This window comes from Pseudoalteromonas sp. B131b, assembly GCF_037162545.1.
GTDB lineage: Bacteria > Pseudomonadota > Gammaproteobacteria > Enterobacterales > Alteromonadaceae > Pseudoalteromonas > Pseudoalteromonas fuliginea.
In genome coordinates this window covers 410978-435830 of the sequence record NZ_JARLUZ010000002.1, presented here as the reverse complement: position 1 = coordinate 435830, position 24853 = coordinate 410978, and the positions used below count along the sequence as shown (strand labels likewise).

Here is a 24853-nt window from a genome sequence, read left to right as displayed (position 1 = left end):
GATTATTTGTGATTATTCCAGCATTAGACGTATTACAAAATCAAATTGTGCGCTTGTACCAAGGAAAATACGACACAGCACAGTTTTACCCTTTCGAACTTGGCTCGCGTTTAAAAGAATACGCCGACAGTGGCGCAGGTAAACTACACCTTGTTGATTTAGAAGGTGCACGCGATCCAAGTAAAAAGCAGTGGAAACATATTCAAGCTGCGACCAAAGCACTTAACGTACCGTACCAAGTGGGCGGCGGTATTCGCTCAGAGCAAGATGTAAGTGATTGGCTTAAAGCCGGTGCAAACCAAGTGGTTATTGGTTCAATGGCAGTAGAAAAACGCGAACAAGTAAAAGTCTGGATTGAACAATTTGGCGCAGAGCATTTTGTAATTGCTCTTGATGTAAATAAAACATCCACGGGCTGGGCACCTGCTACGCACGGTTGGTTAAGTGAATCTGAATTTGGTTTACTTGAGCTGGTAGATTTTTATGTGAGCTTAGGTGTTATCGATTTTTTATGCACGGACATCAGTAAAGACGGCACTATGACGGGTCCATCGTTTGAATTATATGAAGATTTAACTCGCCATAACAGCACAATCAAAGTGCAAGCTTCAGGTGGCGTAAGCTCACTAGATGACATTAAAAAGCTTAAAGAGCTCGGTGTGGGCGGCGTTATTTTAGGTAAATCATTGCTTGATGGTGCATTTAGCGTTGAGGAGGCACTGGCATGTTATCAAAACGCATAATCCCGTGTTTAGACGTTAAAGACGGCCAAGTAGTTAAAGGCGTTAAGTTTAAAGGCCATGAAGTTGTTGGCGACATTTTAACAATGGCTAAAGCCTACAGCGAAGCTGGCGCCGATGAACTGGTTTTTTACGAAATCAGTGCAAGCGTTGAAAAACGCCTACTTGATGTAAATTGGGTAGAAAGTATTGCACGAAATATCGATATTCCATTTTGTGTAGCGGGCGGTATTAAATCAGTGGCTGATGCAGCGCGTGTTTTAGAACGCGGTGCTGATAAAATAAGCATCAACAGCCCTGCTATTGCGCGCCCTGAACTTATTAAAGAATTACACGATGAGTTTGGTAAGCAATGTGTTGTAGTCGGCATTGACAGCTTTTTTGATGAAATTACCGGCGAGTATTTAGTGTATCAATTAACCGGCGATCCTAATGCATCAAGCCGTACGCGCTATAAAACACAAGAATGGGTTAAACGCGTACAAGACCTAGGCGCAGGCGAAATTGTATTAAACTGTATGAACCAAGATGGCGTTCGTAACGGTTACGACAACGAGCAACTAAGTAAAATTCGCGAGCTGTGTGATATTCCTTTAATCGCCTCTGGCGGTGCGGGTAGTATGCAAGATTTTGTTGATGTATTTAAACAAAGCAAAGTAGATGGTGCATTAGCCGCCAGCGTTTTTCATAAAAATGTGATTAACATTGGCGAACTAAAACAATTTTTAACAGATAACCAAGTGGCAGCAAGATTATGCAAGTAACACAACAAAACCAAGCTCAAGTCGATTTCGCTAAAAGTGACATGATCCCTGCTATTATTCAAGATGCCCGCTCGGGTGTTATTTTAATGCAAGGCTTTATGAACAGCGAAGCACTCGCTGTTACGCTTGATACCAATAAGGTAACGTTTTACTCGCGTTCAAAATCGCGTTTATGGACTAAAGGTGAATCATCAGAAAACTACTTAAACGTAGTATCTGTGCATACAGATTGTGACTACGATTCAATTTTAGTACTTGCCAATCCAGAAGGCCCAACGTGCCACTTAGGCACACAAAGCTGTTTTGGTGATGAAGCAAAACCAAGTTTAAGCTTTTTAGCACAATTAGAAGATGTGATTGTAGCGCGTAAAAATGACGACCCATCAAAAAGCTACACTGCCTCATTATTTGCAAAAGACTTAAGCCGTAGTTGTCAAAAAGTAGGTGAAGAAGGCGTAGAAGTTGCCCTTGCCGCTATGAAACACGATAACGATGAGCTAACAAACGAATCTGCTGATTTAATTTATCACCTGACAGTATTACTACAACGCCAAGGCTTAGCCCTTGAAGATGTAGTTAAATGCTTGCAAGGTCGCCATAAATAGCACTTGCTAAAGCAAATTACAAAAGGCCCATATTTTATGGGCCTTTTTGTTTTTCGCTTTTAGTTGAGTAAATTATATATGGTATAGTGCAAGGCTCAATTAATCGGTTACTGTGAACTATGAAAAACTATATTACTCCTTCCTTCGTCGCATTTATTTTAGTTACCGCGTTTATTTTAGCGGGCTGTACAAGCAAAACTGATCAGACTACAACTACAACAACCACTACTACAACGAATCAGTCTGTAAAAACCACAGTAACACCCGGTGAATGCAGCACCATAAATAACCTATTAAATGGTTATGAGTCTGGTTTTAATTCAATCAAAACAGATAAAGTAAATAACCAGTTTACTAATCAATGGCGTACTAATACTCATATGATTGGAGCAAACTGTACGGTTACTTTAAATAAGTCAGGGCAAGCAAGCTACCAATGCCAAACACCTGTTAAAACACAAACGCAAACAATAAAGTCACATCAAAAACTGGCTAAGCAATTACGCCAATGCTTAACCAAAGCAGGCTGGTTTGAAAGCCAAAAAGAAACAGCAAGTTCAATTTACAGCACCTTTGTCCTTGATACTAAAACCCCTGTCATTACACTTGCTACTAATCAAGAAGGTAATGGGTTTTCTTCTCGCTTTGAAATTGCACCACCATTAGGACTTTAACAATGCGCCAATTAAATCAAAACAAAAAATCGTCTAAATTTAAAACTGATTGCCTAGGAATATGCGAAAGGCGCAGCGGTTACTGCACCGGTTGTGGGCGTACCAACGAAGAAATATTTGATTGGATAATATTATCTGAAGATGAAAAAAAGCGATTTTAGAAACACCACGAGTTGATATAAGAAAAACATAATAAAGCCTCGATACCTCAAGGCTTTAAATTAACGTTATGCTTTATCGAGCGCTTGGCTTACATCGGCAATTATGTCTGCAATGTTTTCAATACCGACTGACAAACGGATTAAATCGCGACTTACACCCGCATTAGCAAGCTCTTCATCATTTAGTTGGCGGTGTGTAGTTGACGCAGGATGGCACGCAAGCGACTTGGCATCGCCAATATTAACTAAGCGTAAAATCATGTTTAGCGCATCAATAAAACGAGTACCCGCTTCTAGGCCACCCGTAATACCAAAGCTTAAAATACCCGATGCTTTACCACTGGTAATTTTTTGACTCATTTCGTTATACGGGCTTGATTTAAGCCCTGCGTAATTAACCCAAAGCACTTTTGGATGATTTTCTAAATACTCAGCCAGGTGCTGTGCATTTTCGCAGTGGCGATCCATTCTTAAGCCTAAGGTTTCAAGGCCGATTAAAATGTCAGATGCGTTTTTAGGGGCAAGCGCTGCGCCGGTATTTCTAAGTGGCACTACTCTACAACGTCCAATAAATGCAGCTTCAGCAAAAGCTTCGGTATAAACCACATTGTGATACGACGGATCGGGCTCGTTCATCATTGTAAAGCGCGTGGCATTCGCTTTCCAATCAAATTTACCTGAGTCGACAATCATGCCGCCAATAGCAGTACCGTGCCCGTTTATATACTTTGTCAGTGAGTGAACCACTATATCGGCGCCCAGCTCAAATGGGCGGCATAAATACGGCGTAGCCACGGTATTATCAACAATAAGCGGCACACCTTTGCTGTGTGCAATACGTGCTAAACGTTCAATATCAACAATATTACCTGCCGGGTTACCAATAGATTCACAAAAAACAGCGCGAGTGTTGTCGTCAATTGCATTATCGAACGCGGTAAAGTCATCGGCTTTAATCATGCGTGCTTCAATACCTTGCCTAGGTAAGGTATGTGCAAATAAGTTATACGTGCCACCATATACTTGGCTGGTGCTTACAATATTAGTGCCTACTTCGCACAAGCATTGAATAGCATACGTAATAGCAGCCATCCCAGAGGCAACAGCCAGCCCACCAATGCCCCCTTCCATCGCGGCAATACGTTGTTCAAGTACGGCATTGGTTGGGTTCATTATGCGGGTATAAATATTCCCAGGTACTTTTAAATCGAATAAATCAGCACCATGCTGCGTATTGTCAAATGTATAAGAAGAAGTGTGATAAATAGGCACGGCTGCCGATTTGGTCGTAGCCTCAGATTCGTAACCGTGGTGCAGTGCTAATGACTCTAATTTCATAATTATTTCCTTCAATTAATTTACCACTAACCTAGCACTTCTTGGTTATAAAATGCACATGAAATATATTAAAGGGTGTTGAGGTGGTTTGATTTAAGTTAAAGGCGGTGATTAGCGGGCGAAAGCACGCAGCAGTGTGCAAAATGCAAGATGTGAATCCATTTATTCGCATTGAGTAAAGAATCTTAGCTCAATGAAAAAATGTATAAAGTAACTTAGTGGCTTATAGCCAAATTTATTTTGACAAGAGACTAGGGTCTGTTGATCTTTCAAGGTTAAATTTGCAGCAGTCTGTTTGGTATTTAGGCAAGGCAGAGCCTATGTAGTGTGGCTATTCCCCATAAATGGGCGATAACGCAGCATTAATGCCAAACAGGCGCTGCCCAAAGGGTTCTTCCTAGGGGCTATTTACTCCTTGTTGCTCGGTTCTTACTTAGCCCACTAGGTTACAAACCTCGCGCCGCGATTAAACAGCCCCTAATTTGAACAAATTTTAATCCGCAAAGATCAACAGACCCTAATACATCATGACGCACTTGGTAGTAAAAATGACAAAAACTGGCAAATCACCCTTTCTTACATGCTGGTATTGATTACCGTTTTTTCTTGGTAACAGTATTTGGTCAGCGACAAATATACTTGCAAACTTAAAGCTTCTATGTGAAGTATTATTTCCCTTATCTACATTAATCGTCGCCTGTATAGGATTACAAAGTTGGAAAAAGGCAGAGCGCTTTAAAATAAAATTCAAATTAGCAATCGAAGTTCTCGAAAAAGTCAAAGAACAAAACAATCAATGTATCAAAGCCACAGTAGAGCTAAACATTCTGCTTGATAAAAAAGAAAGATTTGTAAAAGATGGCACGTTGAAAAGATCAGAATTTCTGACCGATGGGGTGACATCTCAATTTAGATCGCTGGATGACCAGCATAGACTACTTGCAGAAGCTTATCGTAATTATTTTGATGAGCTTTATATCTTAGATGAAGAGTTAAAAAATAGTAAACCTATTTCTAATATTTAATCAGCCTCTTTCGAACTTACATATTGAGGTAAACTTTAAAACTCAACCTACAAAACAGTTGGATGCATGGATTGCAAGACTAAAAACTCAATGTGAACATAGGACATCTATCTATAAGCATCTGTTAGAAATTGCGGCATCATGACTTATAACATTGGCGAAAGACAGCTTGTATTTCAGCGGCAGTCTCTCGCTAAGAGTCATGGAAAATCTTAACTTAGATTTTCAGTTATTTTAGATAGAATGCCAAACAAAAGAATTAGGATGACACAGAATTTTGAACGCCCTCGTAGCCGCTGCTTTATACCGAGTTTTTGCGTTTCTGCTTTACTGCGCGCGAGGTAAACTCCCACCTGCAGGGCTGACGTTATATTGGTGGGCGGGGCTTTATGCCGCGCTTTACGGTTTTACTATATTTGTGCGAGTTAAACTCCAGCCTACAGGGCTGACGTTATATTGGTGGGCAGTGCTTTATGCCGCGCTTTACGGTTTTACTATATTTGTGCGAGTTAAACTCCTGTATAAAGAAGAAAAATTTATTAATCGGTTTTAATCCAGCCCTAACAAAAAAGGCGCTTCCTTTACGGTAAGCGCCCTTCTCTTATCTCACTAATTACTTATTTTACGATTGTCATTTCGTCTAACAAGTTTTGTGCATTATCTACTTTATCAATTACCCACAGCATGTAGCGTGAATCAACGTGGATTGAGCGATTAAGCTCTACTTTACCGTTAAGTGTTGGCGAACCTGAGTTACCACCTGTTGGGTCATCATTTAATAAAAAGTTAACAATCATTATTTTGAGCGAAGTAAACTCCTGCCTACAGGCATACTATAATCATTAAATTCATTAACCTAAAAATACAGTTTAAAAGTGCTAGCCGTATAATTAAATATAAACACAAAGGGTAGTGAGCAAAAACATACTGTAAAAGATCTATGTTGACATAACAACCCTCAATGTATACGATTTGCATATAAATCATATACGGTATATATAATGGGAATAGTGAAAATATCAGATGGGCTGCATGAAGAAATTAGAAAATCGAGTAATATCATGTCCAGATCTATCAATTCACAAGCAGAGTTTTGGATTAAAATAGGCATGCTTGCTGAGTTAAATCCGACACTTACCTACCATGAAATAATTAAAAAACAACTCATAAAAGAAAAGCTTACTATTCAGGATCTTTTGCATGAGTAAAGCAACAATAAAGACTGATGCAGAAATTGAGCTCATGAGAGAGTCAGGAAAGCTTTTAGCTCAGGTATTTAAAATGCTTGATGATTTTATTTGCGAGGGCATAACTACGTTAGATATAGACACTAAAGTAGAAAGCTATATTACCAATGTGTTACATGCTCGTCCTGCCAGTAAAGGCCAATATGGCTATCGGTATTCATTGAACTCATCTGTTAATGACGTAGTGTGCCATGGTGTACCCAATAATATTTATAAATTAAAAAACAAAGATATTTTAAATATTGATATTACCTTAGAGAAAAATGGTTATATCAGTGATTCAAGTAAAATGTATACTTTTGCAGCGACAAGCTCAGAAGCCAAACGATTGGTTAAAACGACTTATGATGCTATGTGGGAAGGTATTAAGGTGGTAAAGCCAAAAGCAAAGCTTGGTGATATTGGCTATGCTATTCAAAAGCACGCTGAATCTTCTGGTTATAGTGTAGTACGTGAATATTGCGGTCATGGTATTGGTAAAGAAATGCATGAAGAGCCGCAAGTTTTGCATTATGGTAAACCTCATACAGGGTTAGTGCTTGAAGCAGGTATGACCTTTACTATAGAGCCTATGATCAACCAAGGTTCCAAGAAGGTAAAAACTAAAAAAGATGGATGGACAGTCGTAACAAAAGACAAGAAACTTTCTGCTCAGTGGGAACATACCGTTCTAGTAACAGAAACGGGCTTCGAAGTTTTAACACTTCGCGATGAAGAGAAGCGTGCTTAGCAAAACTAAGTTATGCTACTGACGTATACAAACCGTAACCCATTATGATTAATAAAAAAGGCGCTTCCTTTACAGTAAGCGCCCTTCTGTTATCTCACTAATTACTTATTTTACGATTGTCATTTCGTCTAATAAGTTTTGTGCATTATCTACTTTATCCATTACCCACAGCATGTAGCGTGAATCAACGTGGATTGAGCGATTAAGCTCAGGGTTGTAATCCCAGTCACCAATAATACTTTCGTAAACACCGTCAAACAGTAAACCAACAAGCTCTGCTTTGCCGTTAAGTGTTGGCGAACCTGAGTTACCACCGGTAGTGTCTACATTTGATAAAAAGTTTACTGGTACTGTATTCATGCCGCCCGTGTAATCACCGTAAAGCTTGGCTTTAATTTGCTCTTGTAACTTTTTAGGTGCATTAAATGGTTCAACATCGGTGTTTTTAGCTAGTAATCCTTCAAGCGAGGTAAAAGGTGTTGCTACCAAGCCGTCTTGAGGTGAGTAGCCGCCTACGGTGCCATAGGTAACACGGAGTGTGCTGTTGGCATCGGCGTATACAGGTTTGTTTTTAGCTTTGTTAAACGCAATGATTGCGCTCATTAGCTCTGGGCGAGCTGCTTGTAATTTACCTGCAAGTGCTTTTGATTTATCTTCCTGTGCTTTCATTACTTTAAATATGGCTTTAGCATACTGCACAAATGGGTCTTGGCTTTGATTTAGCTGGCTAAACGATTGCTCAAATAATGAATTGCGAACAGTGGCATTATCGAGTCTTGACTGCTCATACATGCTATCAAGTAACGCGCTTTGAGTTGCTTTATCAAACCCATTTTGTACTTTAAATACGTTATCAACTTCGCTAAAACGCTCTTCTTTTGGAAGTGCTGCATACAGCTCTAAAAAGTGCAGTAAAATAGCTTTATCTACTTTGCTATCATAACGGCGGCTCATACGCTCAAGCCCCGCTTTAATGCGAGGTAAATCACGTTCTTGATAACCAGATTCACGTTCGCTATTTGGCTTTTGTTTTTCGTAAGCTAGGCGGTATAAACGTCGTGCTGTGCTGATCATTTGTGAGCGATGTACATAACCTAACATTCGGTCGCGTTCACTGTGCTCTTGTGATTGTGCAATTAGCTCAGATAGCTCACCTAATACGCTTCCGTATTGCTCTTTACGCTCACTATCGCTATTGATCCATTGTGTTAGGTCTTGCTCAAACTGTTTTTTGCGCTCAAGCATAGTACCTTTTTTGAAGCTTTCGATCATCGAACCATAGTTTTTAATATAGTTGTTATAACTTGCAATGGTGCTTTCGTAAGCAATACGCGCTTTACTGCCGTCTTCTGAGTTTTCTTCAATAAGCGACACGTATTTTGAGTTATGAACGCGTGCTTTAGGGTAGCTGTCGTTAAATACGTTATCTACCTCTGTTGCTATGCGGTAGCGGTTAGTACGCCCTGGGTAGCCTGTAACCATTACAAAGTCGCCTTCTTGCACGCCTTTGGCACTTACTTTTAGGTAAGAGTCAGGTACGTAAGGTACGTTGTCTTCGCTGTACTCAGCTGGTTTTCCATCTTTGCCTACATAAGCTCGGTAAAAACCAAAGTCTCCTGTGTGGCGCGGCCACATCCAGTTATCTATATCGCCACCGTATTTACCTACGCCCATAGCTGGTGCGTAAGATAAACGTACGTCTTTAATTTCAAGTGACTTAATTAGGTAAAACTCTAAACCACCATGAAACGAATACACGTTACAACGGTAGCTTTCGTCGGCTTCACACTGGGCTACTAGCGCTTTTTCGTTTTTTACTATTGCGTCGTAGCGTGCTTTACCGCTTAGTTCTTCAATACCTTTACTAACTTTGTCAGTCACATTAGTAACTGTTTCTGTGACGTATACGCGTGAACCCGGCGCTGCTGGTAAGTCCTCAGCAGGGCTTTTAGCTAAAAAGCCATTTTCTAATATGTTGTTTTCAGGTGTTGAATTGTATTGCACCGAGCCATAAACACAGTGATGGTTTGACACAACTAAACCCTTAGGCGATACAAACGATGCTGTACAGCCACCTAGGCTAATTACCGCATTCATTGGGAATTCGGTTAATTTAGAAATAGATTCAACATCAATTTCAAGCCCTTTGGCTTTTAAAATTGATTCTAATTCTGGAAGTTGGTGTGGTTGCCACATGCCTTCGTCGGCTATGGCACTACTTGCAAGTGATAAAGAAAATGTGGCTGCTAATGTAGCTACAATAGGTTTTAAACGCATTATAGAATCCTTTTTATTTGTTTGTTCGATAGTAACCGATTTACTTATTAAATAATTGAGCCATTACTAAGATGGATAAATAACAAAGTAAAGGGAGCACACACTCCCTTACTTTAAATTAATGTATTTAAACTAGATTTAAATCACTTTTAGTCTTTTTTTACATCTGCAGGGTGTTCTACACCTATCCACGCTTTAAATAGCGCTTTTTGTTCAAGCGTAGCGTCTTTATTAGCAACCACTTTTTTAGGTTTATCAAAATCTTCTGATAATACTAATGTTAAGCTATCAAGAGCATCGCGACGAATATAGTCAACGGTTACTTTCTCGCCTGCTTTAAATGTTTCTAGGCTCGTTTTTAAATCTTTACCTACATGATGCTTATTTATAGCAACAATTTTATCATCGGTAGTTAAACCCGCTTCCCATGCACTTCCGCCACGACGAACGTAACTTAGTGTTAGTAACTCACCGGTATTTTTAGCGGTGGCGTCAATACTCGCAAGCGCTTTTGCTTTTTCTGGTCGTTCATATTTTAAGCCCACTTTAGCAAGTAACTCATCAAAGTTGATACTTGCAGGCGATTCTACATTTTTTTGCCACCAGCTTGAGTAATCACGCCCTGTTAAATCTTTTAAAATGTTAAGCACATCTACGTCTGTAAACCCTGCTGGCATTTTATGATTGTTATAAAGTGCTTTGTGCACATCGCGGTAGCTTATTTTACCTTGGCTTTTTTCTAGTAAGTCGATATCTAAAGCAAGTGAAAGTAACGAACCTTCTGAATATATATTGGTGCTGTAGTTACGTGCGTGATCGCCACCTTGATTAATCCATTTATCAAAACTTGTTTCACTTGCGCTTTGCACTTCACGGCCCGGTGTTTGTAAATGACGGTTGATTGTTTTACTCATTACTTTAAAAAATTCATCTGTTGTTTGAATGCCTGAGCGCACTAATAAATGATCTTCAAAGTAACTTGTTGAACCTTCTGCGATCCAAAGTAGTTTAGAGTAATTCATATTCGTGTAATCGTACGGCACTAACCCCTGTGGGCGGTATGCTTTTACATTCCATGTATGAATAAATTCGTGTGCGGCTGTGCTTATAAAACCTAAGTAATCTTCTCGGCTACCAAATCGATCGCGTGGGCGTTGTATAATAGTAGAGTTTAAATGCTCAGTTGCACCACCCGCTCCCGACGTTGCATGTACCATAAATACATAACGTTCATACGGATAGCCATCCCAAATTACATTACCTGTCGCTACTAGCTTTTTCAGATCTGTAAGCATTAAATCTACATCGTAGTTACCATCGCCCCATACAACTAAGTCATATTCGCGGTCATCTACTTCAAATGTGTGTAATTGATTTATACCTGTTTCTATTGGCGAATCAACAAGCACATCGTAGTTAGCTGCTTTGAATGAATTTTTACCCTCTAAATTATCCATACCTGATACAGAACGCCATTTTTTAGGTATATCTAAATTGACTGTTACTGGCTCTTGACGAAACGACTCGCTAAACATAAAAAAGCCTGATGCATCAATAAATGCATGGCTGTCGTCAATATGACGGGCGCGTTTGCCTAGTTCATTTGCATACACTTGATAATCAACATTAACTTCTGTTGGCTTATTAAGATGTACACGCCATGTACTATGGTCAATTTTTTCCCACGTTAACTCTTTGCCATCTTCATCTTTTGCATTGAAGTAACGTACGCCATTGGCTAAGTTTAAAATTTCGTATCGCCCGGTACGCCAAGCAGGAAGTTTTACATCGATATGAGATTGTGCTGATTTTGGAAATTCAACACTTACATTACCCAAATGATGCTGTGGTTCAGATATTTTTAATTCGTAATTTACATCAGCAAAAGCTGAAGTAGAACATGCAGCTACAATCGATAAAGCTAATAACTTTTTCATAAAAACTCTTAATAGAAACTTAATTATTAGCTAGATTAACAAGCTCGGATTTAAATGTGAATTAAATACGATAAAGAGTCTTGTACATGAGTTTATACGCATTAGCTTACTAAAATTACTAAGTTTTTAGTTAGATAACTACACATAACAAAAATTTGTTGTAAACTGAAGATAATATAACTAATACGATGGCGGTAAGCTTAGGTGTCTGATAAATCTAACGCTACAGATAAGAAACTAAAACAAGCAATTGACGCCCGAATGGCTGTTGAAGACGCGCGTAAATATCAGGTGGACACTCTTTCTGATTTCTCAGCTAAATTATCATTGAGTTGTAAAGGCCTTGATACTGAATTAGACAATAGGCTTGCTAAGTTCAGGGCTGCACTCATTAAAGGTGTCAGCTTTGAAGATCTATCGCCATTGATAAGTGAAACAATTGTTTTATTAAAAAACCAAGAATCAGTGCAACTCTCCCAACAACGAGATTTGTATAGCAGCGTACAGAATGCTGGTAAACAACTGCAAAAAACAAAAGGGTTACCAGAGGATACACGTAGAACACTTCGCCATTTATTAGATCACGAAATTAATCAAGTGCACTCTACCCATGATTTTATACCTTTACTTGACCAACTAATTTCTTTTTATCATCAAACATTAAGTCTCAAACTAGAACCTGCGTCTGACGATGAATGTACTGCAACACCTGAGCTTGCACAAGAATTACTAAAATTAGCTAACGAATTAGTGTTGGAAGACGAAGCAACTGAAGAAATTAAATACATAAAAAATTGTATTACAGAAAGCGACACGTTAGATGCACTGTTAAAGGCTTCTATTAATATAATTAGTGTTATTGTAAAGAATATTAATAAAGAGCGTAAATCGGCACAAAGCTTTTTATCTTCTTTAAACCAAACACTTGAAGATTTACATCATTCGATTGTATCAACAAGTAAACACTCAAAATCGATGGGAGTTGAGTTTGATATTTTAAATAAAAACATTGAAAGTAAAATTAAAAATCTTAATGTGCAAACACAAAATGCAACTTCTATATCATCTTTAAAAGAGTTGGTTGATAACGAATTAAAATCGCTTAGTAAAGACTTTATTGCAAAAGAAAAACTTGAACGCACTGACAGAGAAATGCTGGTTTCTAGCTTTGATGAAATTAATGGTCGTATTGGTAGCCTTGAAAGCAAACTAACAAAATATAAAAAACGCTTAAACGAACAACGTTTTAAAAGTCTATTGGATAGTTTAACAAAACTGCCTAATCGTGCTGCATTTGATGAACGTTACAACCATGAAATACACCTATTTAATGTTCAGTCATCGGATGTCACTCTTGCGGTGATTGATGTTGACCATTTTAAATCCATTAATGATAGATTTGGTCATACTGCTGGGGATATAACACTACAAGTTATAGCCAAAGCACTACAAAAATCTGTTAGAAAATCAGATTTTATTGCCCGTTATGGCGGTGAAGAGTTTGTTTTACTTATGCCTAGTACTTCGCTCATAAATGCTACGGCCCCTCTTGATAAACTGAGGAAGATAATTAAAAGTATTCCTTTTAAATTTAAAGATAAACAAATTGAAATAACTATTTCTCTAGGTGTTACTCAGTTAAAGAAAGGCGATACACCTATAATCGCTTTTGACCGAGCAGATGATGCTCTTTATGAAGCGAAAAATACAGGTCGGGATCGTCTTTGTATAAGTAAATAATGTGATATTTTTATTTTAAATAAAAGATATCACGAAGTGGTAATTTACATAAAAGAATAGTAAGGAGAACGCCGATGCTAATACAATTAAACCCAACTGGGGTTTTAGATTTATTGTCACAACTAGAAGTTGATTTATTAGAGCAATCATCCACTAGCGAGCGCTATAAACTATTTAGAAATTGTGCACTTGCTGTGCTAAACGTAGGGAGTCATACGGACGCCAGCAACGAAATTTATGATAAGTATCAAGATTTTGATATACGCCTATTGAGCCGTGAACGCGGGATTAAAATTGAGCTTGAAAATCCACCCTTAACTGCTTTTGTAGATGGTGAGATCATCACCGGTATTCACGAACATATTTTCTCTGTTATCCGCGATATTTTATTTATATGTCAAAAATACGAAAAAAATCTTAAAGAACAAAAAGCCATTACTCATATGGTGTTTGACATGCTAAGAAATGCCGATGCATTGCGCGTAAATAGCGAGCCTAGCATGGTAGTTTGTTGGGGCGGACATTCTATTAATGAAGTAGAATACAAATATACTAAGCAAGTGGGATACGAATTAGGCTTACGCGGTTTAAATATTTGCACAGGCTGTGGACCTGGCGCAATGAAAGGCCCTATGAAAGGAGCCACCATTGGCCACGCGAAACAACGCATTAAAGATAATCGTTACTTAGGCTTGACTGAACCAAGTATTATTGCTGCTGAACCACCGAACCCAATTGTAAATGAGCTGGTAATTTTACCTGATATAGAAAAGCGTTTAGAGGCATTTATACGCACCGCTCACGCTATAATTATTTTTCCTGGTGGAGCTGGCACCGCAGAAGAGCTTTTGTATTTATTAGGTATATTGTTACATCCTGACAACGCAAAACAATGCATGCCTGTGATTTTAACGGGCCCAAAAGAAAGCGAAGCTTATTTTAAAGAACTGTGCGAATTTGTTGAAATGACATTAGGTAAAGAAGCGCTCAACAAATTTGAAGTAATTATTGATGACCCTAAATTAGTTGGACAAACATTAAAGTCAGCAATGACTGATGTACGCAATTATCGTAAAAGCGAAGGTGATGCGTATTACTTTAACTGGACGCTAAAGATTGATAACGATTTTCAGCAACCTTTTGCACCAACCCATGAAAATATGGCTGGTCTTGATTTACACCTTAATCAACCAAAACAGTTATTAGCAGCTAATTTACGACGAGCATTTTCAGGAATTGTTGCCGGCAATGTAAAAGACGAAGGTATAAAAGCGATTAAACAAAATGGCCGTTATATTTTAAGCGGTGAACCCGCTTTGATGAAAGATATGGATAAACTGCTTCAGGCATTTGTTGACCAAGGACGTATGAAACTCCCTGGTAGTAAGTACACTCCATGTTATGAAATAAAAGCATGAGTTTAATAATTTGAAACCACATTTACTTCTTATAGATGCGCTTAATCTAATTAGGCGCATTTACGCGGTTGACGTAAACCAAAAACACCACAGTGATGATCAAATGATCGAAGCATGTTGTGCTAGAGTAGCTCATGCATGCAAAAAACTACTAAACACTACCAACGCCACGCATGCTATTGCTGTGTTTGATGGTGACAGAAGTTGGCGTTACCATTTCTATAAAAATTACAAACATTCACGCTCGCCAATGCCACAAATTTTGAAAGATGCATTAATACATTTCAAAACAGCCATTGAAGAAACAGGTATTGTAGTATTTGAACCGATTAATGACGAAGCTGACGACATTATTACCACCCTTGCGTGCAAAGCTGCAACGAATAATGTAAGCAACACAATTGTATCTACTGACAAAGGTTTCTTACCTCATTTAGGTCAATACATAACTATTTATGATTACTTTAAAAAGCAATATCTTGATGAGCACAGTATAAAAGAACGTTTTGGGGTTCAACAAAGTAGGTTAGTAGACTTTTGGGCACTCGCTGGTGATAAAACCAATGATATTCCAGGCGTAAAAGGCATAGGGATAAAGTCGGCTCAACAACTTATTAATAATTATAATACTGTTGAGCAAGCGCTAGAAGATAAATTACTAAGCCCAAGTATTCATAAAAAGCTAGAAGCAAATATGGATATGTATGTAATCTCAAAACAACTGGTTAGTTTACGCACGGATATAAACTTGGGTTTTAGTTTAAAGCAATTAAGGCTTAGTTAGTCGCATGTTTATAGCGTGTGCTAATTACAATACGTATACTATTATTAGATTCTGTGACCAGAGTAAATAATGTTGAAAAAGTTTTTTAGGTATTTAATTCTAGGTTTAGGGCTATATGCGCTAATAGCAACATTGGTGATCACTTTTTATAAAGATGACCCCCAAGCGATGATTTGGCAAGACCGCGAAGCATTTAATAAACGTTATATCGAAAAGCTTTCACTAGAGCAGCCTACTACTATTAATAGTGTACTTGACTACTTAGGCAGCCCAGATCTTACTTTTGCAAAACGCAATAGTGATGAAGTACTTCAAATCATTTTTTATCGCACGCAACATAAAACGTCCGATGGCATAACAACCATAGATGAATGTACCGGACTGTTATTTAAAAATGGTCAACTTATTTTGTGGGGGCCTAGTGCTTATAAAAAATATCAGGATTAAAACTAGGTGAAGGCATAATGAATGAGCCTATTTCTGTCAAACTAAACCAATTACTTGAAAATACAAAACTATTTTTAACTTTATATAATGTAAAAAAACAATGGCAGACAGTCTACCCTGCAGTATGTAAACTTTCTGAGCAATACAGAGAATTATATGAGCAATACCCTGTAGCTTTACAAGCTAGGTGTGCTGTATTTAACCCTAAATATAGTTATTCTGTTAATTTGGTTATCAATCAATGTGTTTTAACCGCTGCTTTGTGTAAAAGCCAGCAATACAATAATCAGCTTAGTGAATTATATATCTGTGCTGCACTTGTTGATCACTTATGTGTGGGTGAGCAACTAAACAAGCTTTCCAAACAGTTAAAGTTTAGTGATAGTGATAAAAGAATATGGCAATTACGCCACCAGCTCACCGCTAAAATAATCTTAACTGGCGGTGATTCAGCAAAACCAATAACGCAAGTTCTTGCAAAACTAACTAAGTACAAGCAAGCATTAGTCACTACACCAAAAATAATGCTTTATGATGGTGGCATTACGCTTGTTGCTATCGCTAATATAATTGCAATGAACATTACTTATAGCCCTTCTAAACAACATATTAGTCTTTTTAAAGCTCTTGGCGATTTATATATACGTACACCTAACCTATTTGCGCAACAGCTAATAAAATTTTTAATCGCACATATAGGCCCATTATTACCGGGTAGCCGAGTTATATATAATGATCAATTAATGGTGTATTTGGCCAGCGACAATCAGCAGCGTCATATACTAATAAACGTCGAGAATAAAAATAAAATAGCGTGGTATAGAGTCAAGGCATTGCTAAACAGCAACGCTATCCAGTGGCAATCAAATGATTCACGTATCCAAATTAGTGTATGGGACAGTGAGCATATAACTTCCACTGCCAATATACTAAATAATGGGTCGCTAGCTTTGATAGAGTTAATTAGTCGTCTTAAGTTACAGCATGAATACAGCTACAAAGCGTTAAGCCAAATTATGGCGCCTTATCCTAATGTAATAGAAAATCTATGTGAGGCTGTAAAACCTTATAATAATGAACATCAAGCAGCTAAAAATTTGAAACATAGTCTATCTATGGTTGGTTATTTTAACGCCCCTGCAATTATTCAGCGAGTTATATTTGAGCAACTGGTTAAGGTAACTCCTCACCCTTTACAACAATTTGTTTTAACGCGACTAGAGTGCATAGTAGAAATTATTGCTCTATTTGTTAGTAAAAATAAAATGATTCAATTTGAACATATCGCACTTCCTCTTTATGGCTATGCTTATTTTTTATTAACACAATGCAGTACACATATATCTAGAAAAATAATGATTGATGAAACACTTAACACCACATTGAATACGCCTATTAGTGCCTTTTTTGGTGTTAGTTCATTAGACACTGAGCAGCTAAAAGCACAACTTACATTACTATTAAGTGATAACCCTTGGGCAATCGCATTATTGGAAGCTGAACATCTTCCAAAAAAGCAGCTCAACGAACGCAGTAAACTATGGGTAGCAATAAAGGCGCTTACACAAACCGTATTTAAACCGCAGCTAAAGCTAAGCACTTGGCAACAGAAAATATTAGATCAGCAATTAACTACTCAAAAATGGGAAAACCATCACTTATTTAATGAACAGCTCCAAGAGCTTGCCTTATCTAATACTATTTAATACCAATCCGTAATAATACTTAATCAATTTGAGGGATTAAATCTGACGCTAACTGCGTTTAATCTACTTGCAATAAGCAAGCTAATGACGCGCAAATTCGCCTTTTTTCATTGAAAATCTCTGGCTAGAAAAATAATTTTAAATATCATTATGGTTCAATATGTTAGTAAATATCTTGTTCTGTGTTCAGGTTATTTAGTCTTTTTATTTCCATTATAAATACAATTTATACCCAGTATTTGTAGTATAAACTAGCAAAATGGGCGATAAGTTGGTATAAATGCGCCCTTACAATTTTCAATCCCATTCACATAAATGACCTAACAAGCTGTTACTCTCTCAGAGTAATAATTTATGTGCAAATCAAAATCTTTAAAGGAAAAGTCAATGGCCAAACAAACCATCACAGTGATCAAAGGCGACGGCATCGGTCCGAGCATTATCGACTCAGCACTTGAAATATTAAAAGCCGCAGGTTGCGACTTTGATTATGAATTTGTTGATGCAGGCCTTGCAGCACTTGAAAAAACAGGTGAGTTACTTCCGCAAGAAACGGTTGATACCATTGCTAGAAATAAAATCACATTAAAAGGTCCTTTAACTACGCCTGTAGGTGAAGGTTTTACGTCTATTAACGTAACGCTTCGTAAGCAATTTGGTTTATACGCTAACGTACGCCCAGTTAAATCATTTGTTGGTACTAAAGCGCGTTACGACGATATTGATATCATTACTATTCGTGAAAACACCCAAGGTATGTACTCAGGTGCTGGCCAAGTAGTAAGTGAAGACGGTAATGAAGCACAAGCAAAATCGATAATTACGCGTGAAGGCGCAGAAAAAATCGTAACTTTTGCATACGAGCTAGCGGTACGCGAAGGTCGTAAAAAAGTAACTGCCGTTCATAAAGCTAACATTTTAAAATCAACATCTGGTTTGTTTTTAAAAGTAGCACGTGAAGTAGCAGAGCGTTACCCACAAATTGAATCAAATGAAATGATTGTTGATGCAACATGTATGAAGCTGGTAATGACACCTGAAGAGTTTGACGTAATTGTTACGACTAACTTATTTGGTGATATTTTATCTGACCTTTGTGCTGGTTTAGTTGGCGGTTTAGGTATGGCACCTGGTGCTAACATTGGTGAAGACGCTGCAATTTTTGAAGCTGTACATGGTAGCGCGCCTGATATTGCAGGCAAAAATCTAGCTAACCCAACATCTGTAATTTTAGCATCTATTCAAATGCTTGAGCATTTAAATATGGGCGATACAGCAGAGCGTATTCGTAGTGCTGTTGCTGATGTAATTAAATCAGGCGACCGTACAACTCGCGATTTAGGTGGCAGCCACGGTACAACTGATTTCACTCAATCAGTAATTGACCGTTTATAATTAATATTTGTTATTAATTTAAAAAGCCCGCTAATTTAGCGGGCTTTTTTATGTTTGCTAACTACGTTTATACTAACCTAGTGTATTTATGCAAGTTAGTATTAAACCTAAATAAGCCCAAAAGTAGTAATCCTAATAAACCTGAAAGTGATCCGCCACTTGAACCCGAACTACTTTGTTGTTTTTGCACAGTAGCAGATAACTCTTTAGTAAAAGTATCATTGGTTTGAGTATCAGTAACATTCAACGTTACGTTATATGTCCCGTCAGTTTGATAAGTATGTATTGGGTTTTGTAAATTTGATAACGCACTGCCATCACCAAAATCCCAACTGTAAGTATAACTATTAAAGCCGCCGGTTACTTGGGCATTAAATTGTGCGCTTAAATCACTAACGGTAGCGTTTGCGTTTATGCTAAGCGGAACAGTTGCAGTTACATCAATCGCTTTAGTTTGCTCCGTGCCTTCGTTATCTGTCACTGTAAGCGTTACTTGGTAATCACCAGAGTATAAATAATTATAAGTAAGCGATTGCGTCGTTAAAGTACTTCCATCCCCTAGCTGCCAATTATAAGTATACGGTGCGACCCCACCTGTAAGCGAAGCCTCAGCTGTTAAAGTTCCTTGGTTTATTTCATATTCAATTTCATTTACAGATAATGGTTCAGCTAGTGTAACTTGAACTACAGCTACTTGATCTGAAGTACCATTACTTGCCATAAACTCAACGTTGTAAGTGCCATAGTCTTGGTATTCATGAGTAGGGGTTAACTCTATGCTTGAGCTACCATCATCAAAATTCCACGTAAATGTATCCGAAGGCGTGAGTGCAAAACCTTCTACATTAAAATTAACGGTTAAACCTGTTTTGGTAAAATTAATACCCTTAGTGACATCGTAATTAAGCTCTACTTCTATGTCTTCACTATCAGCTGACTGATTTATAATATTAAACCCAAAACCAACCTGTGGAAGCATAACACCCGATGGTTTTTGTGCTGAAAAGCTATAATCGTTTTTATCAGTGAACTGGGTGATAGCTGATAAATCATCATCACCTAATCCTGCCCTTTGTTGGTATAGACTAAAAGCAGCATCACGTATTTGAATTGCTGAAGCAGCCGGAGTTTGCGTACTGCCTTTATTTATTGAGCGCTGATCGGCATCTACCACTAATGCAAAACCACTGCCTGGATGCTCGGTAGTGTTATTATCTGCTTGAGATTCATTGCTGTACCACAATAATAACCCCGGTGAGTACTGCTCTGCTTGTAAGCTACTGTCAACGTCTGTGTATGAACGCAATTGTAAATAGTAATGTGATGGTGATGCATATGTGTAATTACCAATTTTTTCAAAGCCATTAAACTCAGTGTTAACTTGATCCTGTGCATTATTTTGCCAAATTAAAGTATCACTTTGCTCAATGCGCATATCATCAACAATAAAACCATAATAATGTGTGTTCGCATCTGTTATGTATTCAATTTTTAAATCAATTGTTTGCCCAGCATAAGCTGATAAATCAAACTTATGGGTTAAATAGCCGTTAGGTTGCTTAGCATCACTATTAAGAAATGAATCACCTGAGATATACGGACCAATATCACCGTAGTATGGATTAAGCGCTTGCGTATAATTACTCGCGATTGGCTCGCCATTTACTTTTACTTGAACTAAATCGTAATCGCGCTCAATACTGTAATAAGCAATAAAGCTTAAAGTAAGTGTCTCAGTTGTGCTTGGTAGCGCTATTGTATTCGCTAAGCTGTTGCTAATATTGTCGCCCGTATTTGAATAGTATTGAAAATCACCTTCTACTGGAGCTCTAAATTTTTCGAGCCTTGGTGGCAGTGTTATTTTTATTTGATTTTGCAGTTGTGAAGTACTCGCAGTATTAATTAATGTTTGCTGTGAGTTAGCCTCTATCTCATCCATATCAAGCGTAAGCTGGTTAACCCAGTTACCCCGGTATCGTTTTTGTAAATACTCAAGCGCATAAGGACTAAACATAACCGGCTCTGAGCCTCTTGGCGAACCAGCCCAACTTCCTGTCGACATAACTGACCAAGACGCGACGGGCTCACCTACCGTGTTAGATTGCAAGTCGTATTCATCCAATAATCCTAAGTCATGTCCAAACTCATGCACTACCACACCAATCCCTGCATCAATAGGGTTAATGGTATAACCAAAGAGCTTAATATTGCTGCCTGCAATCTCGCTCGGCCCGCTATTTTCATCAAACACATAGTAGCGGTGCGACCAAATAGCATCGGTGCTTAGGTAACCGCCACCTGCTTCCTCACCAATACTTGAATGAAAAATCATTACATGGTCAATGATGCCATTAGGTTCATTAACAATACCGTCGCCATCAATATCATCTAAATCGGTTAAATCATAATCCGCTAAATTAATATTAAACTTTGCAACCGCCTTCTCCACAGCCTCTTTAATTAAAGCGGGTGCATTTATATCCCGTGTACTGCCTTGGCGCTCACCATATATTTTTGCATTGCTATCAGCGGTTACCCAGCCATACACCTGTCCGTTAAAGTTTAAGCTGTTCCCCGAAGCCACTTTATAATAATCAGCAGCCGTTTTTAAGCTTTGTCCATCAGGGCCCGTATAACCTTGAGTATTAAAAAGCATTTGCTGATAGTGCTCAGTTGAATATTCAGCGTAAAACATGTCGGTGTCTTGCTCTACAAGCTGATTGTCGTCATGTTTTAGATCAGGAAAATCAATTAAGATAGCTAACACTTTTACATCATTAACACTTTGATCTGGCACTAGTGACGTTGAAAAAGCAACCTGCTGTTTATTTGTGTTTGAAAAAACGTTGGAGGAGGATTTAAATTGCCTAAAGCCATTTTTAATTGAGTGATTGGCAGCTTCTTTATTACTCATATATGACTTAAATGAACTATCTAACTCACTTGAAGATATTTGGTCTCTTTTTTTAAGCCAATATAAAATACGTTCTTCGTTAGTTATACCAACATCATGCGGACTTATATTATTAGCTGCCACTATTGGGCTTAATAGCGTAGTTAAAAGCGCAATTAACATCACTTTTTTCACTGTGTCTTCCTCAAACATAATTATGTAGTAATCATACCTAATAATAGGAATTTAAACAGGCGATAAAAACATATAGTTAACATATGCAATAAAAGTTAATGGTCTCTCACTATTTTTATATCTAAAATCGAACCCACAACCTAAAGTGCATAATTTCTGCTAGTAAACTCAGTTAAACACAGAGTTTCTGCAGATTTAAATTAAAAAAAGCCACAAAACGAATTTAAAATGCAAAAAACTGCTTTCAAGGTTGACATAAAGGCTCAAAACCCTTAAAAATAAACCTATACAGAATTTTTAATTTAAAAGCAGTGTTTTGCTAAGTAGAGTAAAAACTATGAACACACACATTAATCTTTTAGTCGTACTCGTACTGGTCTTAGTTATAAGCCCAGCGGGGATGTATTAAAAGGTGATACTGCTTTTTAAAAACCCTCGCACTACGCGGGGGTTTTTTTATGCATAAAAAGCGCACAGAGGAATGAGGATGAGCAAACAAGAATATAATGGTTCTGAACTAGTTGTTCAGGCATTAAAAGATTTAAAGGTTAAATACATATTTGGCTACCCCGGTGGTTCAGTATTAGATTTATACGATGCACTTTTTCAACAAGATGATATTGAACACATACTTGTGCGTCACGAGCAAGCTGCTACGCATATGGCCGACGGCTATGCACGAGCAACTGGTGACGTGGGTGTTGTGCTTGCAACCTCAGGCCCTGGCGCTACAAACTGTATTACAGGTATTGCAACGGCCTACATGGATTCAATTCCTATGGTTGTATTATCAGGCCAAGTACCTACAAATTTAATTGGTGACGATGCATTCCAAGAAACTGATATTGTTGGCTGTTCTCGCCCTATAGTTAAACACAGCTTTAATTGTAGAAGTGCGCAGGAGATCCCTGCAATACTCGCTAAAGCCTTTTATATAGCCAGTACAGGTCGTCCAGGCCCAGTTGTAGTTGAACTCCCTAAAGACATGCTAAACCCTGCGATTAAGTTTGAATACGAATTTCCTCAAACAACAGAACTTAGAACCTACAGTCCTAATACTAAAGGTCACTCTAAGCAAATTCGAAAAGCTGTTACTGCCATTTTAGAAGCTAAAAAGCTTGTTATTTATTCGGGTGGCGGCATTGTTATTTCAAACACGTCAGAGCAATTAACACACTTAGTTGAATCGTTAAATGCGCCAATTACAAACACACTAATGGGATTGGGTGGTATTTCAGGTGTGCACCCTAACTTTGTCGGTATGTTAGGCATGCACGGTACACTAGAAGCAAACAAAGCAATGGCTAACGCCGATGTTATTTTGGCATTAGGTGCCCGATTTGATGACAGGGTAACTAATAATGTTCAAAAGTTTTGCCCTAATGCCACAATTGTACATGTAGATGTAGACCCAACCTCTATTTCTAAAACAATCAAAGCGCATATTCCCGTTGTGGGTTGCTTAGCAACGGTGCTGGAGCAACTACAAGCAGGTATCGATAAAAGCCCAATTAAAATCGACCGCAGCGCACAAGAAGATTGGTGGCGTCAAATTATCAGCTGGCGCGAACAAAAATGTTTAAGCTACAACACTGATAGCGAAAAAATTAAACCACAAGCCGTTATAGAAGCTGTTTATAAAGCCACTAATGGCGATGCTTACGTAAGTTCTGACGTTGGTCAGCACCAAATGTTTGCAGCGCAATACTACCCATTTAAACATCCTCGTCAGTGGATAAATTCAGGCGGCCTAGGCACTATGGGCTTTGGTTTACCTGCTGCAATGGGTGTAAAGCTAGCCTTTCCGGATAAAGAATCTGTATGTATTACAGGTGATGGCTCTATTCAAATGAATATCCAAGAACTATCTACCTGTTTACAGTACAACCTTGCGGTAAAAGTTGTATCACTTAATAACCGCTCTTTAGGTATGGTACGTCAATGGCAAGATATGGTTTACGGCGGACGCCATTCATCATCTTACATGGATTCCCTCCCTGATTTTGTTAAGTTAGTTGAAAGCTACGGACATGTAGGTATTCAAGTAAATACGCTTGATGAACTACAACCTGCAATTGACAGGGCGATGAGCATAAACGACCGCTTAGTCTTTTTAGATATTCTTGTCGACGAAAAAGAGCATGTATATCCAATGCAAATTAAATTAGGTGGCATTGATGAGATGTGGTTACGTAAAGGAGTAAAAGCATAATGCGTCGTATTTTATCTATATTATTAGAAAATGAACCCGGTGCTCTATCACGTATTGTTGGGCTTTTTTCACAACGTGCATACAATATTGATAGCCTGACTGTAGGTACAACTGATGATCAATCATTATCGCGTATCACTATTACCACCATGGGTGATGACCGTGTTGTTGAGCAAATAACAAAGCAAGTTAATAAACTTGTTGATGTATTAAAGATTATAGATTTAACCGAGATGAGTCACATCGAACGCGAGCTTTTATTAGTTAAAGTATTCGCGCAAGATGAATCAACCCGTGCTGCAGTAACCCGTGTGGTCGATGTTTTCCAAGGCGCTATTTTAGATATGGGACGTCAAAGTTACAGCCTACAACTTGTTAGTAGCACAGATAAGATAGAATCATTTTTAGATACGTTGCGACATGAAACTGACATTATTGAAGTTGTGCGCTCAGGTGCTGTAGGCATAGGAAGAGGCGATAAAGCCTTAAAAGCATAACTTACCTATAATTAAGCCATTGAAATTTGGCTTTTTAATAGATAAAAAAAAGGGCTAATTAGCCCTTT

The 24853-nt window shown here is 38.1% G+C and carries 19 protein-coding genes and 2 pseudogenes; 16 read left to right on the top strand and 5 right to left on the bottom strand.

The features are described from left to right. Window positions 1-8 precede the first annotated feature (8 nt). From P4S65_RS19915 to P4S65_RS19895, 5 genes and pseudogenes are all read left to right on the top strand, one after another. On the top strand, window positions 9-743 hold the full coding sequence (locus tag P4S65_RS19915) for a 1-(5-phosphoribosyl)-5-[(5-phosphoribosylamino)methylideneamino] imidazole-4-carboxamide isomerase (RefSeq protein ID WP_096794604.1): 735 nt from the start codon (window positions 9-11) through the stop codon (window positions 741-743). Beyond that, on the top strand, window positions 725-1504 hold the full coding sequence (gene hisF / locus P4S65_RS19910) for an imidazole glycerol phosphate synthase subunit HisF (RefSeq protein WP_007376298.1): 780 nt from the start codon (window positions 725-727) through the stop codon (window positions 1502-1504). The genes P4S65_RS19915 and hisF overlap by 19 nt, the downstream gene beginning before the upstream one ends. Further along, a complete protein-coding gene (gene hisIE / locus P4S65_RS19905; RefSeq protein ID WP_096794603.1) occupies window positions 1495-2109 on the top strand; it encodes a bifunctional phosphoribosyl-AMP cyclohydrolase/phosphoribosyl-ATP diphosphatase HisIE in 615 nt (204 codons plus the stop codon). The genes hisF and hisIE overlap by 10 nt, the downstream gene beginning before the upstream one ends. Before the next feature lie 119 nt (window positions 2110-2228). Continuing rightward, on the top strand, window positions 2229-2783 hold the full coding sequence (locus P4S65_RS19900; protein ID WP_096794602.1) for a hypothetical protein: 555 nt from the start codon (window positions 2229-2231) through the stop codon (window positions 2781-2783). A 2-nt stretch (window positions 2784-2785) separates the two neighbouring features. Then, window positions 2786-2976: pseudogene (locus P4S65_RS19895) on the top strand (DUF1289 domain-containing protein). 34 nt (window positions 2977-3010) lie between these two features. Here the strand turns inward: P4S65_RS19895 and P4S65_RS19890 are convergent. Then, window positions 3011-4282 (bottom strand): O-acetylhomoserine aminocarboxypropyltransferase/cysteine synthase family protein, encoded by a 1272-nt coding sequence (locus tag P4S65_RS19890; RefSeq protein ID WP_033029709.1) that lies wholly within the window; start codon window positions 4280-4282, stop codon window positions 3011-3013. An 866-nt stretch (window positions 4283-5148) separates the two neighbouring features. Here P4S65_RS19890 and P4S65_RS19885 point away from each other — a divergent pair. Beyond that, the gene (locus P4S65_RS19885; protein WP_337121016.1) at window positions 5149-5307 is read left to right on the top strand and encodes a hypothetical protein; all 159 of its coding nucleotides are present in this window, start codon (window positions 5149-5151) and stop codon (window positions 5305-5307) included. A 617-nt stretch (window positions 5308-5924) separates the two neighbouring features. Here the strand turns inward: P4S65_RS19885 and P4S65_RS19880 are convergent. Beyond that, window positions 5925-6098, bottom strand: a pseudogene (locus P4S65_RS19880) (S46 family peptidase); the annotation flags it as partial. Between the two features lie 210 nt (window positions 6099-6308). Here P4S65_RS19880 and P4S65_RS19875 point away from each other — a divergent pair. Both P4S65_RS19875 and map read left to right on the top strand, forming a co-directional pair. Beyond that, window positions 6309-6515, top strand: a complete 207-nt coding sequence (locus P4S65_RS19875; protein ID WP_024596935.1) for a ParD-like family protein — start codon at window positions 6309-6311, stop codon at window positions 6513-6515. After that, complete coding sequence (map, locus tag P4S65_RS19870) at window positions 6508-7284, top strand: type I methionyl aminopeptidase (RefSeq protein ID WP_337121015.1); 777 nt, start codon at window positions 6508-6510, stop codon at window positions 7282-7284. The genes P4S65_RS19875 and map overlap by 8 nt, the downstream gene beginning before the upstream one ends. Window positions 7285-7389: 105 nt before the next feature. On the opposite strand, the gene P4S65_RS19865 is transcribed toward map, so the two are convergent. After that, entirely contained in the window at window positions 7390-9561 is a 2172-nt protein-coding gene (locus P4S65_RS19865) for a S46 family peptidase (protein WP_337121014.1), read from the bottom strand. A 149-nt stretch (window positions 9562-9710) separates the two neighbouring features. Further along, window positions 9711-11498 (bottom strand): M61 family metallopeptidase, encoded by a 1788-nt coding sequence (locus P4S65_RS19860; RefSeq protein ID WP_337121013.1) that lies wholly within the window; start codon window positions 11496-11498, stop codon window positions 9711-9713. A gap of 204 nt (window positions 11499-11702) precedes the next feature. Here P4S65_RS19860 and P4S65_RS19855 point away from each other — a divergent pair, with 204 nt between their 5' ends. The 6 genes from P4S65_RS19855 to P4S65_RS19830 all read left to right on the top strand — a co-directional run bounded on the left by P4S65_RS19855 (window position 11703) and on the right by P4S65_RS19830 (window position 18988). Beyond that, a complete protein-coding gene (locus tag P4S65_RS19855; protein ID WP_096794595.1) occupies window positions 11703-13238 on the top strand; it encodes a GGDEF domain-containing protein in 1536 nt (511 codons plus the stop codon). Between the two features lie 74 nt (window positions 13239-13312). Continuing rightward, the gene (gene ppnN, locus P4S65_RS19850) at window positions 13313-14656 is read left to right on the top strand and encodes a nucleotide 5'-monophosphate nucleosidase PpnN (RefSeq protein ID WP_007376311.1); all 1344 of its coding nucleotides are present in this window, start codon (window positions 13313-13315) and stop codon (window positions 14654-14656) included. A 10-nt stretch (window positions 14657-14666) separates the two neighbouring features. Beyond that, the gene (xni, locus tag P4S65_RS19845) at window positions 14667-15440 is read left to right on the top strand and encodes a flap endonuclease Xni (protein WP_096794594.1); all 774 of its coding nucleotides are present in this window, start codon (window positions 14667-14669) and stop codon (window positions 15438-15440) included. 69 nt (window positions 15441-15509) lie between these two features. Next, window positions 15510-15887 carry a DUF3192 domain-containing protein gene (locus tag P4S65_RS19840; protein WP_007376313.1) on the top strand — a complete coding sequence of 126 codons (378 nt, stop codon included), beginning with the start codon at window positions 15510-15512 and terminating at the stop codon, window positions 15885-15887. Between the two features lie 17 nt (window positions 15888-15904). Beyond that, the gene (locus P4S65_RS19835; protein WP_337121012.1) at window positions 15905-17593 is read left to right on the top strand and encodes a hypothetical protein; all 1689 of its coding nucleotides are present in this window, start codon (window positions 15905-15907) and stop codon (window positions 17591-17593) included. A gap of 387 nt (window positions 17594-17980) precedes the next feature. Next, entirely contained in the window at window positions 17981-18988 is a 1008-nt protein-coding gene (locus P4S65_RS19830; protein WP_007376316.1) for an isocitrate dehydrogenase, read from the top strand. A 67-nt stretch (window positions 18989-19055) separates the two neighbouring features. Here P4S65_RS19830 and P4S65_RS19825 read toward each other — a convergent pair whose 3' ends face one another. Beyond that, entirely contained in the window at window positions 19056-22076 is a 3021-nt protein-coding gene (locus P4S65_RS19825) for an immune inhibitor A domain-containing protein (RefSeq protein WP_337121011.1), read from the bottom strand. 487 nt (window positions 22077-22563) lie between these two features. Here P4S65_RS19825 and P4S65_RS19820 point away from each other — a divergent pair, with 487 nt between their 5' ends. Both P4S65_RS19820 and ilvN read left to right on the top strand, forming a co-directional pair. Next, window positions 22564-24288 (top strand): acetolactate synthase 3 large subunit, encoded by a 1725-nt coding sequence (locus tag P4S65_RS19820; RefSeq protein ID WP_337121010.1) that lies wholly within the window; start codon window positions 22564-22566, stop codon window positions 24286-24288. After that, complete coding sequence (ilvN, locus tag P4S65_RS19815) at window positions 24288-24785, top strand: acetolactate synthase small subunit (protein ID WP_007376319.1); 498 nt, start codon at window positions 24288-24290, stop codon at window positions 24783-24785. The genes P4S65_RS19820 and ilvN overlap by 1 nt, the downstream gene beginning before the upstream one ends. Window positions 24786-24853: the final 68 nt, after the last annotated feature.